The sequence below is a fragment of the Sphingobium sp. B2 genome (assembly GCF_007693735.1).
Classification (GTDB): Bacteria; Pseudomonadota; Alphaproteobacteria; order Sphingomonadales; family Sphingomonadaceae; genus Sphingobium; species Sphingobium xenophagum.
The window spans coordinates 1-12,634 of record NZ_VDBZ01000010.1; the positions used below are offsets into that span (position 1 = coordinate 1).

Genomic DNA, 12,634 nt, shown 5'->3' on the forward strand with positions numbered 1-12,634 from the left:
GCCTAGCCGAGTGCTTGGAAAGGTGGGTGCCGTTTCTAAACGACGGCGGCGTGCTGATCGATCAGGCTTATCAGCCGCAGTCGTCCGAGGGCATGGTCCGCTGCTACGTGTGCGGGCACCGAGTGGTTGGCTTTGGGCACAACCTGATCACTGCGCTGATGACGCCAACGGCCATTGATACAACGTCGTCAACCCCACAGCCGATGGGCCGCGCCATGTTCGGACCGGAGGTGACGCGCTTCGCAGCCTTACGGAAAGCGATGGAGGATCGCTGGATTCCAGAGATGCAAAGGTTGCTGTCGATCGTCGACCACGATCTTCCGCTTCTTTGGGACGCCGACTTCCTATTTCGCCCTGGTGAAGCCATCAGCGATGGCTCCTATGCGCTTTGCGAGATCAATGCTAGTTCGGTTGCACCATTTCCGCCAAGCGCCGTCCAGCCAGTCGCCGCAGCGGCAATCGGTCGCGCTCTTGCCATTCGTTTGACGAAGGAGACCTCCAATCCTCATTGATATGATTCAAGCAATTCAAGAGACGTGACATTGGTCGTATCAATCAGACAAGCCTAAGGGTGAGCGAGGCTGGGTGAAACCGGCTCAGGTGGCAGCGCGGAGATACTGGTAGAGGGTTTCGCGACTGATCCCCAGGTCACGGGCGATGACGGCCTTGCGCTCGCCGTCATCAACACGGCGGTGCAGCTCGGCGACCATTTCGTCGGAGAGGGAACGTTTCCGCCCGCGATAAGCACCGCGTTGTCTGGCGACCGCAATGCCTTCGCGCTGCCGCTCCCGGATCAGGGCGCGCTCGAATTCGGCGAACGCACCCATGACCGAGAGCATCAGGTTGGCCATCGGGGAATCCTCGCCCGAGAAGGCCAGGCTTTCCTTCACGAACTCGATCCGGACGCCTCTTTTGGTGAGGGACTGAACCAGTTTGCGCAGATCGTCGAGATTACGCGCCAATCGATCCATGCTGTGGACCACGACGGTGTCACCCTCGCGGGCGAAGGCGAGCATGGCATCGAGTTCGGGGCGGTTGATGTCCTTGCCCGATGCCTTGTCGGTGAAAATCCGGTCGAGCGACTGCCCGTCCAACTGGCGATCGACATTCTGATCGAATGTGCTCACCCGGACGTAACCGATCCTCTGGCCTTTCATCGCCGCCTCCGGTCAAAATGTCAGGTTGAATTCTATGACACGGCGGAACATGCGTCAATAAATGCTTGCCATAACCCTATCCTGACAGAAACCGCCGCTGCATCCTGACGTCCGGTTAGGCTATACTCCAGATTGACGCTAGCCTGTCGCTCTCGACTCGGGATGGAGGCAGGATGGCGCGGCGGCGATTATTGACCGGAGAAGAAAGGCGTCGCCTGTTCGATATCCCCCATGACGAAACCGCGATCGTCGGCCACTATACCCTTGCCGCCGAGGATCTCGAACTGGTCGGTCGCCGCTATCGCCCTGCCAACCGCCTCGGTCTGGCAACGCAGATCGCGCTTATGCGGCATCCCGGCTTCGGTTTGCAGCCCGACGTCGACGTCCCCGATGCGGTCCTTCACTATCTCGCCGCCCAGCTCTTCGTCGATGTTGATGCGTTCGCCGACTATGGCCAGCGCGCGCAAACACGTAACGATCATGCCGACATTGCGGCACGGCATCTGGGGCTACACCCTTTTCGGCGAGGGGATATACCGCTCGCGCTCGATCTCGCCGCAAGAGCTGCGGAGCGGACCGATCGGGGCGAACCTATTGTCCGCGCATTGATGGAGGGGCTGAAGCAGGAACGCTTCATTCTTCCATCGGCAGACACGCTCGAACGTGCGGGCCTCGCCGGCAGGGCACGCGCCCGCAAAGCCGCGGCGGCGCTCATTGTCGAAAGCCTGGGTCATGCCGAACTGGCGCGGATCGATGATCTGATCGTCAACAACAGCGACTTCGGCATGACGCCGCTGGCCTGGCTGCGCAATTTCGAGGGCTCTGTTGCAAACTCTGACACGGTTTCCAAGATTGGGCTCATGTACTGTCAAGGTCAGTTGCGATGAACGATTTCAAAGGACGGCATTTTACCGGCGAGGTCATCCTATGGGCGGTGCGCTGGTATTGTCGATACGGCATCAGCTACCGTGATCTCGAGGAAATGCTGTCCGAGCGTGGGATCGATGTCGATCATACGACGATCTATCGCTGGGTGCAGCGCTACGCGCCGGAGATGGAGAAGCGTCTCCGCTGGTTCTGGCGGCGCGGCTTTGATCCGAGCTGGCGTCTGGATGAGACCTACGTAAAGGTGCGGGGCAAATGGACCTACCTGTACCGGGCGGTCGACAAACGGGGCGACACGATTGATTTCTATCTGTCATCGACACGCAGCGCCAAAGCGGCGAAGCGCTTTCTGGGCAAAGCTCTTCGTGGCCTGAAGGACTGGGAAAAGCCGGCCAAACTCAATACCGACAAGGCACCCAGCTACGGCGCAGCAATCGCTGAGCTGAAACGCGAAGGCAAACTGGCGGCGGAAACCGAGCACCGGCAGGTGAAATATCTGAACAACGTGCTCGAGGCCGACCACGGCAAGCTGAAGATGCTGATCAAGCCGGTACGTGGCTTCAAGTCGATGCCAACGGCCTACGCCACGATCAAGGGCTTCGAGGTCATGCGCGCCCTACGCAAAGGACAGGCCCAGGCATGGTGCCTGCAGCCAGGTATCATGGGGGAGGTGCGCCTGGTTGAAAGAGCATTCGGAATTGGACCCTCGGCCCTGACCGAAACCATGATTATGCTCAATAAGCATTTCGCCAATGCTGCCTAATCCCCCAACTGGGTGACGCCGCGCGGCCGTGCCCCATGTTTGCAACAGAGCCCAAAATCAGCCCTGCGAAGTCCGACGACTTATCTGAATCAGTGGCGCGTGATTAATTCACCCGCTGAATCAGTGAGGGCAAAGAGAGAAGGATGCAGCGATATAGGACAGAGCATTTGGCGGCGGAGGATCGCGTTGATCCGTGCCTGATATAGCCGAACCTACGCCTATTCAGCCGCCTTTACGTCGATCGTGCAGCGCACCACTTTCCTAGCCCTGGTCGCCTGTTCCCGACATCGGTCGATCGCTTCGCGATTGTCCTTCGCCAGACTGGCGCTAGCGACGATCATGCGCCACCCCTCCGCATTTGCGGCGCGCATCAGACGCTGCCCCGCATCGAACTCCGTAGATTCGCCTAGCACGCGCGTCGCCACCCGCTCGGGCCATTGCCAGCTTGCCGGTGCGAGCCGCGCGATCGGTCCCGCCATCAAGGCGTAGAGCAAGAGCCCCAGCACCATGCCGCCTCCGCCGAACATATATAGCCAGCGATTTTGCTCCTCGCCGCGTCGCGCCGAAGCGACCAACCCCGCTAAGTCTCGCGCCACGCCCTTCAGTACCGTATCGGTCGCCTGCACCCGATTGCGCAATTCACGGGCCGCATCGGCGACGGAGGCGTTTAAACGCTGTCCCATAGATTCCGGAGTGAGCATCATGGCAGGCCTTTTCCCCACAGCATCGACCTGCTGTACCAATATCTCCAAAACCTTTTCAGTGCGGGCCAACGTTGGCTCGTAATCGGGTATCTCGATATTCTCGCGCGCGGCGGTCAATCCCTCGACGGCGGCGCGCAACAACGATATCTCACGTCCCAGCTGGATGAACGCCCGCGCCGCACCATCCTCGCCCTGGCTCTCATCCTCGTCCTGATTGCTCATCCACTTTCGCTCCTAGCCATCCGCCCGAACGCCGCCAAAAGTCTGCACGGCGATGATGCGTGCGCCTCGTAACAGGTCACCCGCGCCAGCCCGTCCAGTTGCTCTTCCAGAGTCAGCAGTTCGACGAACCGTCCTTCCTGCAAGAAAGTGACGATCTGGGTGGGCGGCGATCTGACTAAAAGCAATCCGCTTATGAAGACATTGATATCGACAAGGACCCCGCACGGGATCATGCGGCAGGCTGACGCGCGGCGGTAACCGCCTTCCCGATCAGCACATCCAGCGCGCCAAGGGCCATATCCTCGAACCCCTCCCGCGCCTCGGTGATGGTCTGATCGAGAAAGCGCCATCTGACCGCTTCCTCGATAAAGCGGGAATAGATCACCCTTCTTCATGCCGCGTCGCGCGAGGAAGCCTCGCACCGCAATGTTAGTGCTTTTCGCTATCGAGACAGTCCAGCGGTTCCGGCGCTTATTCAAGGGAGACATTACTCCGCAGCCATTGTGTCAAGTGCTCGAAAGTGAACGTGCGGGACTCGTGAAGCCCGATGATGAAAGCATGGGCATCAAGGGCGTCCGCCGTGATCCACCCGCCATTGATGGCTAGAAAGGTATAGGTCACAGCAAAGGCCGTGCGCTTGTTGCCGTCGATGAATGGGTGATTTTGCGCCAGACTTTCCCATAGCGCCGCCGCCTCCTCTATCAGGTCCGCGTAATATCCCGTTTGCGGGCGATATAAGGCGGCTTCCAGCAGGCCGAAATCACGCACACCGTCCGCGCCGCCGTAGCACGCGATCTGATCGTCATGAATGGCGAGAACCTCGGCGAGCGTGAGGTAGTCGGTCATTCAGCCAGCTTTTTGTAGAGCGCCCCAAACTTCTCATGGCTTGCCTGATAGACCGCCATGACGGCGCTGCGCGGCTTGCTCTGCCGCCGCTTCTCAATCAGATCGGCCAGCGCCTCATCGACAAGCGCCTGAAGCTGCCGCCCCTCGCTCTGTGCAAGACTGCGGACATGGGCCAAAATCTCCGAATTTACTTGGGTCGCGAATTTCTCGCGGGCCTGGCTCGCCATGTCATACCTCCATTTTCTGGCGCACACTCTATCATGAAAGATCATGAAACGCCAGAAAGCCGGCAAAAGGCATCAGCGTCTCATGCCGCGATCACGGCCTATCCCGAGTTCGTGCGTCAGCGGGCGGCCAAGATCGCCGCCGCCCATGCCCCGGTCCTGGTTCATGTCGATCTCAAGCCCCAGCTCGCGCGTACGGTTTCGCAGGATCGATTTCACCTGAGGATCGCGCTCAAGGCTTTTCGCCATGCCCGCCATTTCCTTGCACGTACGCTCCCGCCCCGTCATGTCGCCGGCACGATAGAGGCGGTCGCGGTCCTGGGAGAGCTGTTGCCAGCGTTCCACGAACCGATCGGCGCGCACCCTGCCTCATGCGCCATCGCCGCGACCATCGGGCCGCTGCGCGACACCCTCGCCCTGATCTGGTCCAGCGTCTGCGTCGTGCGCTCAAGCGCGACCTTCCCCTTCCAGCGCTGCGATCGCCGGCATCGCGAACCCCAAATATCTCCACGCCTTTGCGTCCGGGCGCCTGCGCAGATGTCACCCGATCGACGCGCACAGGTCAAGCGGAACGGCTATGCGTCATTGACATATGCGCCATTGACGCATAATTAGATGGCATGACCAGCTTGCAGACCATCGTCGAGTTGCCGGAGTTCCTACGGCGCGCGAAGGCCATCATGACCGAGGATGAGCGGACGGCGCTGGTAAATTATATCGCGGCCAACCCGGAAGCGGGCGTCTCGCTGGGCGGCGGCTTGCGCAAGGTCCGCATACCCCGTGAGGGCGGCGGCAAGAGCGGCGGCTACAGGACCATCTATGTTCTAGGCGGCGCGCCTATGCCGATCTTCCTCGTCACCGTGTTCGCCAAGAACGAGAAGGACAACCTAACCAAGGCCGAGCAGGCCGCCGCCGTCGAGCTGGCGAAGGCATTGGTCGCAACCTATGGAGACCACAGATGAGCGCATACGACAGCATCATGCAGGGATTGAACGAGGCGCTGGATTATGCCCAGGGCAAGGAGACCGGCGCAGTTGTCCGCCAGATCGAGGTGCCTACCGTGGACGTGGCGGCGATCCGGGCCAGCACCGGCCTCTCCCAAGGGGCGTTCGCGCGCAGCATCGGCGTCGCCAAGGGCACGCTGCTCAACTGGGAACATGGCCGCCGCCATCCCACCGGCCCCGCCCAGGTCCTGCTTGCGATGCTGGCCAAGAAGCCATCGCTGGTGAGCGAGCTGCTGCGCTGATCTTCTACGCCACACGCGACCATCCCATAGAGCCAACAATTTTGCTCATCACCGCGTCGCGCCGATGCAAGCCGGTTACCGATCTCACGAGTAGCCTAACCCAGTCCCGCGCGCGCCTCGGACACAAGCCGCGCGTCCTCGCGGCGTGCGGTCGTAGCCGCCGTCGCGATCTGGCTCGCCATAGAGTTCGGCGTCATCGACAGGAGTGGACTTTTGGCGATGGGGTCGATCCGCTGGGCGAGCGCCGCCAATATCTTTTCGGTGCGTTCCAGCGTCGGCTCATAGTCGAGAATCTCGATATTCTCGCGCGCGGTGGTCAGCCCTTCAACCGCATGACGCAGCAACGACACCTCGCCGCGCAACCGCTCGAACGCCGCCACCGGATCGTCGCCGGCATGGGCTCGCGACACTCGTCCTGATCGCTCATGCACCCTCGTCCCTGAGCAACCGCCCGAACATCGCCAGAAAGTCCCGCACGGCGATGATGCGCGCGCCCCCGTAGCGGACCATCGACAGCAAATCCCGCTTGTCGTCGGTCACAAGATGGTCGCCCCTGCCCGCCACGATCATCGCCAGCAGTTAATTGTCCCAGGGATCGGCGCAGGCCGTCACATGCCGAAGGTCGGTCACCGTCACGGCCACATCGCGCAGCTCGTTGACAAGCCGCCACGCAAGCGCCGGGGCAAGCCGCTCGCGGATTTTGGGATAGCGCGTCACCCGCGCCAGCTCGTCCAGTTGCTCGGCCGAAGTCAGCAGCTCGAACCGCCCTTCCCGCCAGAGCGTGACGATCTGCGCGGCGACGACTTCTCCGAAAGCAGCGCGCTTATGAGGACATTGGTATCGATAACGACACGCACGGGTCAGCCTGCGGGCTGACGCGCGGCGGCGACAGCCTCCCCTATCAGCGCATCCAACTCGTCGGGGGCTATATATCCTCGAACTTGCTTCGCGCCTCGGTGATGGTCTGGTCGAGAACGCGCCATTTGACCGCTTCCTCAATGAAACGGGAAAAGTCGCCCTTCTTCATGCCACGCTGGGCGAGAAAGCTACGCACAACAAATGTCGGTGGTTTTGGATACAGAGACGGTCCAGCGGGTCATATCGTTCATGGGATCGGCTCTCCGGCGCGTAGCATCTTAGCATGACAGGCGCTTATCCGCAAAACTATCAGCGGCTCATGCCCCGATCGCGGCCGATTCCCAGCGCCTGCGTCAACTGCCGGCCCAGTTCGCCGCCGCCCATGTCGCGACCCTGGCCCATGGCGATCTCAAGCCCCAGCTCGCGGGTGCGATTACGCAGGATCGATTCCACTTGGGGATCGCGCTCAAGGCTTTTCGCCATGCCCGCCATCTCCTTACCCGTGCGATCCCGACCCGTCATGTCGCCGGAACGATAAAGCCGGTCACGGTCCTGCGAGAGCTGTTGCCAGCGTTCCACGAACCGATCGGCGCGCAAATGGGGATCGGCGCGCACACGCGCCCCCTGCGCCATTGCCTCGATCATCGGGCCGCTGCGCCCCGCCGCCGCCTCATGGAGCAAGCCAGGATTACGCTGGAACGCCGATGCCAGGTCGCGCGACGCTCCGGGCCTGATCGTGTCCAGCGCCTGTGTCGCGCGCTCGAGCGCGACCTTCTGATGCTCAAGTACCGGCCCGCCCGATGCGCGGGCCTGCAACACCGCCTCGGCTGAACGCGAGGCCCGCTCGAGCGCGCGGACAAAATCACGATCCTGGCCACGATCGGTCGCCTTCGTCGGGGTGGATGGCGCCGACGTGCGCGACGACAGTTTCAGCCCGTCGAACATGCTCTGCCTAGGAGCCGCCTTCTCCTTTGCCGCCTGCACCGGCTCGGGCGACAGCTTCAACCCATCGAACATACCGCGCCGCGGCTGTCGCTCGGCCGCGGCCTTCCCCTCGCCAGCACCGCGGTCGCCACTCTCCCCATTGCCGATCTCGCGCGTGCGTGGATGTTCGCCCATCTGGCGCATGGTGCCGGCGCGCGGGCCAGGAAGCTCCACCCCCTTGCGCTTGGGCGGTTCCGCAACGCGGATCTCGCCCGATAGGCCCCGCCGATCGGCGAACGATTGCACCCCCTTCTCAAAATCATGACTGTCGCGGTCGCGGAACAGCGGATAATCCGACGCCATATCCTTCGCCCGCTCGCGCCCCAGCGTGCGGGTGAGCTGGCGCTGATCGGCGAAGTCGTCGCGGCCGTAATGGAGATGCACGCCGTCACGGTGCCGCGACAGCGCCACATAGGCGGAATGGCGGTCCATCCCCGGCGTCGCCAGCACATGCGCCTGATCGACCGTCACGCCCTGCGATTTGTGGATGGTCGCGGCATAGCCATGATCGACATGGGCATAATCCTTGAGGTCGAACGCCACTCGTCGGCCATCGTCAAGGCGAACGGCCATGCTGTCGGGCGACACGCGCTCGACCTTGCCCAGCGTGCCGTTCTTCACGCCCATGCCGCGCTCGTTCTTGAGGAACATGATACGGTCGCCGGTCGCGAACTCGCGCGCGCCCCGCTCGGCCGACACCGCCACATCCTGCCCCAGCTCGCCGGCGTCGCGCAGCCGATCGCGCGCGGCAAGGTTGAGGTCGCGGACCTCGGCATTGGTGTGGGTGAGGATGATCCGCGTCTTGTCGGAATCGGCAAGCCGCTGCGCGTCCCATGTGTCGATCAGCTCGGCCCGTGCAGCCTCGCGCGTATCGGCCGCGTGGACCATGCCATGCTCGGCATAGGCATGGATCGCCTCGCCGGTTCTGCCCGTCGCCAACGCCCGCGTAGCGTCCTTCTGCCAATCCTCGTGCTGCCGGCGAACCTCGCTGATCTCGGCCGCGCCATGCCGTTCGGCAAGGGACCGGAACGCCGCGCCGGCCTCGATCGCCTGCAACTGCTCGGCGTCGCCGACTAGAACGACCTTCGCCCCTGCTTGGCTTGCCTCGGACAATACGCGCTCCATCTGGCGCGTGCCGATCATGCCGGCCTCGTCAATCACCAGGACGTCGCGCGGGCTTAGCAGCTCGCGGCCTTGGTCCCACTGATATTCCATGCTGGCGATCGTGCGGGACTGGATGCCGGAGCCGCCCTCAAGCCCCTCGGCTGCAATGCCGGACAGGGCCGCGCCGCGCACATTGAAACCGGCGCGCTCCCATTCGTCGCGCGCCACGCCCAACATGGTCGATTTGCCGGTGCCGGCATAGCCCACGACGATTGCCAGGTCGTCCCTGCCGGTGATATGCGCCAGCGCTTCCTGCTGCTGGTCCCCCAGTGACAGGGCGCCACTGGCGTAGGTCGCGTCCGCCGGGAGACCATGCCCCGCCCTGTCGGCAAGCCGATCGCCAGCGCGTTCCAACCGCTGCTCCGTCTCGATCATCTCGCGCGACGTGAACCGGTCCTCGCCGCGCCCGTCCTTGCCTAGCGCCACCAGCTCGGGCGAGGTCCGCACCGCGCGCATCACCTGGTCGAACTGATCCTTGCCGTCGCTGTGCCGGAACGCGAACTGCGCCAGATCGCGCCGCGTGAACGTCGCTTGTTGCCGCGTGATCGCATCGAGCGCGATTTGCGGATTGGCGATGATCTTCTCGCCATTCTCGCGCGCGATCCGGGCATGGTCCTCGACCCGCTCGGCCTCAAGCCCCTGTTCGGGCATCCGCGACGCCGCCGGCCCGATCTTGTGTTGCGGCTCAAGGTCGATGCCCTGTGCCTCCAACGTGCGGTGATCTATGCGGGCGTCGATATCCAGCTCGGCCAATCGCTGGTTGACATGGATACCCCACGCCTCGCGCCATTCCTGCAACAGCGCCATGCTGTTCCACTCGCGAACCTTCTGGCCGAACCCCTCCGGCCCTACCTCGCGCATCGACAGCATGACATGCGCGTGCGGCTTGGGTTGACCGTCCTCGCCCATGTCCCAATGCACATTCATGTCCGCGACCATGCCGCGTTCCACGAACTGCTTTTCGACAAAATCGCGGGCGAGGCTGACGCCCTGTTTCTGGTTCATCTCGCGTGGAATCGAGAACTCGACCTCGCGCGCCAGTTGCGCGTCCTTGCGCTTCTCCCCTCCCTCGACCTCATTCCACAAGGTCGCGCGATCGTTTAAACGCTCCGGCGCGCCTTCGGGCAGCAAAACTTCGGAATGGACGACGCCGGCCTTGTTCGAGAAGTCGTGGTTACGCCCGAGCCGCTCGTCGTGCAGCTCGGACGCCGAACGATAGGCGGCCGACGCAACCGCGCTCGATCCGTTGGCGCGGCTGATGACCTTGGCCGAGAAATGGTAGATCGCCATGACGGCCACCATACTGCCCTCCTGAGCGCACGTCGGCAACGACGTATAAGCGCGCACTCACACTCTCTGCCGTTCGCATGATTGACTTCGCCGCATTTTCGGGTGTCGCCCGTTTTCTCATGTGTGCGCTGTGCTACGATCCTGCTTCATCGACGTGCGAGGAAAGGAACGTGATGACGGCCAACCACAGTCCGCAACTCGATGCGCTCTGGCGCGATCCCGCCCATTGGTCGGACGGCCTGTTTGGCTGCTATTGCGCCAAGGCCGATCCGCGCCTGTGGGTGCCCAAGCGCAATCCCGCATTGGGCTGGACGCTCAACATGGCCCACCCTCGCGCGGGGTGGTGGATGATCGGCACGGTCCTGTTCGCCGCCCTCTTTCCCGTCGCCCTCATCCTCACTGTCGGAGCGATCTCCCATGCGTAAGGTACGCGACTATGATGCGGAGCTAAAAGCGCTCGGCGACAAGGCCAGGGCGCTGAAGGCGAAGAAGGTCCAGCAGCTCGGTGAACTCGTGATGGCCACCGGAGCCGACGCGCTCGACGCCGAAGTGCTGGCCGGTGCGCTGCTGCATGTCATCGGCGAGGCGCAGGTCGCGGACAATCGGGAGGCGTGGCGCTCTGATGGCGCGGCCTTCTTTCAGCGGCGCGGGCGCAAGTCTGGCAAGGGCAATGCAGGCAACGACGGTGGCGCAGGCGAAACTTCAGCAGGCGGTGCGCAGGGCTGAGGCCGCACAGCGCCGCACCGATACGAGAGGATGGGTCGTGCAACGACGCGAACGCACCCGCCACCTGATCGAGCTGGGCGGCCTCGTCCAGAAAGCCGGCCTCGTCGATCTCGCCGACGACGATCGCGCCACCCTCTACGGCGCGATGCTCGAACTGGCGGCGAAAGCCCGGGACGAAAATACCGGCGACGTGCTGGCGCTGTGGAAGCGGCGCGGCAAGCGTGCGTTCGACGCGGAAGCGGAAGCCGGCGAGGAGCAACCGGACGATGGTTGATCGGCCCGATTTCCATATCATCACCGGCGGTCCCGGCTCGGGCAAAACCTCCCTGATCGAAGCACTGGCGGCGCAAGGCGTCCACCACATGCCAGAGGCCGGTCGCGCCATCATTCGCGATCAGGTCGCGATTGGCGGCGCCGCCCTCCCCTGGGCTAATCGCGCCGCCTATGCGGAATTGATGCTGGGATGGGAATTGCGGTCCTGGCATGAGGCCCATGATCGCGCGGGGCCAGTCATCTTCGATCGCGGCGTCCCCGATGTCATTGGCTATCTGCATCTGTGCAGCCTCCCGGTGTCGGCCCATGTCAGCCAGGCAGCGGACCTGTTTCGCTATCAGCGCCGCGTCTTCATCGCTCCGCCCTGGCGCGAGATATTTGGGCAGGACGCGGAGCGGAAACAGGATTGGGCAGAGGCGCAGGCGACCTATGAGGCAATGGTCACGGTCTATGCCAGCCTCGGCTACGAACTGGTGAAGCTCCCCCTCGCTCCGGTTTCGGAACGGGCGCGCTTCGTCCGCGCACGGATGGGAGAACAAGATGGCTGACACCTCACGCCTTTCCTGGCAGCTTCTGATGGTGGGGCCGGGGATTGATCGCATCACCCCCGACATTCAGGACAAGCTCGCCACCCTGNGCCCTGTGCCTCCAACGTGCGGTGATCTATGCGGGCGTCGATATCCAGCTCGGCCAATCGCTGGTTGACATGGATACCCCACGCCTCGCGCCATTCCTGCAACAGCGCCATGCTGTTCCACTCGCGAACCTTCTGGCCGAACCCCTCCGGCCCTACCTCGCGCATCGACAGCATGACATGCGCGTGCGGCTTGGGTTGACCGTCCTCGCCCATGTCCCAATGCACATTCATGTCCGCGACCATGCCGCGTTCCACGAACTGCTTTTCGACAAAATCGCGGGCGAGGCTGACGCCCTGTTTCTGGTTCATCTCGCGTGGAATCGAGAACTCGACCTCGCGCGCCAGTTGCGCGTCCTTGCGCTTCTCCCCTCCCTCGACCTCATTCCACAAGGTCGCGCGATCGTTTAAACGCTCCGGCGCGCCTTCGGGCAGCAAAACTTCGGAATGGACGACGCCGGCCTTGTTCGAGAAGTCGTGGTTACGCCCGAGCCGCTCGTCGTGCAGCTCGGACGCCGAACGATAGGCGGCCGACGCAACCGCGCTCGATCCGTTGGCGCGGCTGATGACCTTGGCCGAGAAATGGTAGATCGCCATGACGGCCACCATACTGCCCTCCTGAGCGCACGTCGGCAACGACGTATAAGCGCGCACTCAC

General features: G+C 63.1%; 17 protein-coding genes and 4 pseudogenes. 9 read left to right on the forward strand and 12 right to left on the reverse strand.

Annotated elements, in window-relative coordinates; genetic code table 11:
• The coding region (locus FE851_RS24995) for a hypothetical protein (RefSeq protein ID WP_038283522.1) at positions 1–512 on the forward strand (512 nt) is incomplete at its 5' end.
• Positions 513–596: 84 nt separating this feature from the next.
• Here the strand turns inward: FE851_RS24995 and FE851_RS25000 are convergent.
• Entirely contained in the window at positions 597–1,157 is a 561-nt protein-coding gene (locus FE851_RS25000) for a recombinase family protein (protein WP_017184234.1), read from the reverse strand.
• A gap of 173 nt (positions 1,158–1,330) precedes the next feature.
• Between FE851_RS25000 and FE851_RS25005 the strand changes: the two are divergent.
• A pseudogene (locus FE851_RS25005) lies at positions 1,331–1,975 on the forward strand (DUF4158 domain-containing protein); the annotation flags it as partial.
• 65 nt (positions 1,976–2,040) lie between these two features.
• On the forward strand, positions 2,041–2,805 hold the full coding sequence (locus FE851_RS25010) for an IS6 family transposase (RefSeq protein ID WP_006949122.1): 765 nt from the start codon (positions 2,041–2,043) through the stop codon (positions 2,803–2,805).
• A 218-nt stretch (positions 2,806–3,023) separates the two neighbouring features.
• Here FE851_RS25010 and FE851_RS25015 read toward each other — a convergent pair whose 3' ends face one another.
• From FE851_RS25015 to FE851_RS27420, 6 genes and pseudogenes are all read right to left on the reverse strand, one after another.
• Positions 3,024–3,731, reverse strand: coding sequence for a DUF6118 family protein (locus FE851_RS25015; RefSeq protein WP_145206877.1), 708 nt, complete (start codon positions 3,729–3,731; stop codon positions 3,024–3,026).
• A 229-nt stretch (positions 3,732–3,960) separates the two neighbouring features.
• Complete coding sequence (locus tag FE851_RS27100; RefSeq protein ID WP_261371184.1) at positions 3,961–4,116, reverse strand: ribbon-helix-helix domain-containing protein; 156 nt, start codon at positions 4,114–4,116, stop codon at positions 3,961–3,963.
• A 31-nt stretch (positions 4,117–4,147) separates the two neighbouring features.
• A pseudogene (locus tag FE851_RS27105) lies at positions 4,148–4,219 on the reverse strand (hypothetical protein); the annotation flags it as partial.
• Positions 4,203–4,577: a type II toxin-antitoxin system death-on-curing family toxin gene (locus tag FE851_RS25025; protein WP_145206878.1), complete on the reverse strand. Its 375-nt coding sequence runs from the start codon at positions 4,575–4,577 to the stop codon at positions 4,203–4,205. The pseudogene FE851_RS27105 and the gene FE851_RS25025, both read right to left, overlap by 17 nt.
• Positions 4,574–4,804 carry a hypothetical protein gene (locus tag FE851_RS25030; protein WP_145206879.1) on the reverse strand — a complete coding sequence of 77 codons (231 nt, stop codon included), beginning with the start codon at positions 4,802–4,804 and terminating at the stop codon, positions 4,574–4,576. Before FE851_RS25030 ends, FE851_RS25025 begins: the two co-directional genes overlap by 4 nt.
• Before the next feature lie 72 nt (positions 4,805–4,876).
• A pseudogene (locus FE851_RS27420) lies at positions 4,877–5,262 on the reverse strand (Ti-type conjugative transfer relaxase TraA); the annotation flags it as partial.
• A 159-nt stretch (positions 5,263–5,421) separates the two neighbouring features.
• Here FE851_RS27420 and FE851_RS25040 point away from each other — a divergent pair.
• The gene (locus tag FE851_RS25040; protein ID WP_129927632.1) at positions 5,422–5,763 is read left to right on the forward strand and encodes a type II toxin-antitoxin system RelE/ParE family toxin; all 342 of its coding nucleotides are present in this window, start codon (positions 5,422–5,424) and stop codon (positions 5,761–5,763) included.
• Positions 5,760–6,047 carry a helix-turn-helix domain-containing protein gene (locus tag FE851_RS25045; protein ID WP_145206880.1) on the forward strand — a complete coding sequence of 96 codons (288 nt, stop codon included), beginning with the start codon at positions 5,760–5,762 and terminating at the stop codon, positions 6,045–6,047. The genes FE851_RS25040 and FE851_RS25045 overlap by 4 nt, the downstream gene beginning before the upstream one ends.
• Positions 6,048–6,142: 95 nt before the next feature.
• On the opposite strand, the gene FE851_RS25050 is transcribed toward FE851_RS25045, so the two are convergent.
• The 4 genes from FE851_RS25050 to traA all read right to left on the reverse strand — a co-directional run bounded on the left by FE851_RS25050 (position 6,143) and on the right by traA (position 10,343).
• Complete coding sequence (locus FE851_RS25050; RefSeq protein ID WP_409994520.1) at positions 6,143–6,457, reverse strand: hypothetical protein; 315 nt, start codon at positions 6,455–6,457, stop codon at positions 6,143–6,145.
• A gap of 169 nt (positions 6,458–6,626) precedes the next feature.
• Positions 6,627–6,764: a hypothetical protein gene (locus FE851_RS27110; protein WP_261371185.1), complete on the reverse strand. Its 138-nt coding sequence runs from the start codon at positions 6,762–6,764 to the stop codon at positions 6,627–6,629.
• Positions 6,765–6,972: 208 nt separating this feature from the next.
• A complete protein-coding gene (locus FE851_RS27115) occupies positions 6,973–7,101 on the reverse strand; it encodes a ribbon-helix-helix domain-containing protein (protein ID WP_261371186.1) in 129 nt (42 codons plus the stop codon).
• A gap of 113 nt (positions 7,102–7,214) precedes the next feature.
• Complete coding sequence (gene traA / locus FE851_RS25065; protein WP_145206887.1) at positions 7,215–10,343, reverse strand: Ti-type conjugative transfer relaxase TraA; 3,129 nt, start codon at positions 10,341–10,343, stop codon at positions 7,215–7,217.
• A 173-nt stretch (positions 10,344–10,516) separates the two neighbouring features.
• Here traA and FE851_RS25070 point away from each other — a divergent pair, with 173 nt between their 5' ends.
• Genes FE851_RS25070 through FE851_RS25085 form a run of 4 tightly spaced genes read left to right on the forward strand, consistent with a single transcriptional unit; the run spans position 10,517 to position 11,890 of the window.
• Positions 10,517–10,768, forward strand: coding sequence for a DUF5808 domain-containing protein (locus FE851_RS25070; protein WP_261371188.1), 252 nt, complete (start codon positions 10,517–10,519; stop codon positions 10,766–10,768).
• Positions 10,761–11,069, forward strand: coding sequence for a conjugal transfer protein TraD (locus tag FE851_RS25075; protein WP_145206882.1), 309 nt, complete (start codon positions 10,761–10,763; stop codon positions 11,067–11,069). Before FE851_RS25070 ends, FE851_RS25075 begins: the two co-directional genes overlap by 8 nt.
• A gap of 37 nt (positions 11,070–11,106) precedes the next feature.
• A complete protein-coding gene (locus tag FE851_RS25080) occupies positions 11,107–11,343 on the forward strand; it encodes a conjugal transfer protein TraD (protein ID WP_037466988.1) in 237 nt (78 codons plus the stop codon).
• Positions 11,336–11,890: an AAA family ATPase gene (locus tag FE851_RS25085; RefSeq protein WP_145206883.1), complete on the forward strand. Its 555-nt coding sequence runs from the start codon at positions 11,336–11,338 to the stop codon at positions 11,888–11,890. The genes FE851_RS25080 and FE851_RS25085 overlap by 8 nt, the downstream gene beginning before the upstream one ends.
• An 89-nt stretch (positions 11,891–11,979) precedes the next feature.
• On the opposite strand, the pseudogene mobQ reads toward FE851_RS25085, so the two are convergent.
• Positions 11,980–12,573, reverse strand: a pseudogene (mobQ, locus tag FE851_RS25090) (MobQ family relaxase); the annotation flags it as partial.
• Positions 12,574–12,634: the final 61 nt, after the last annotated feature.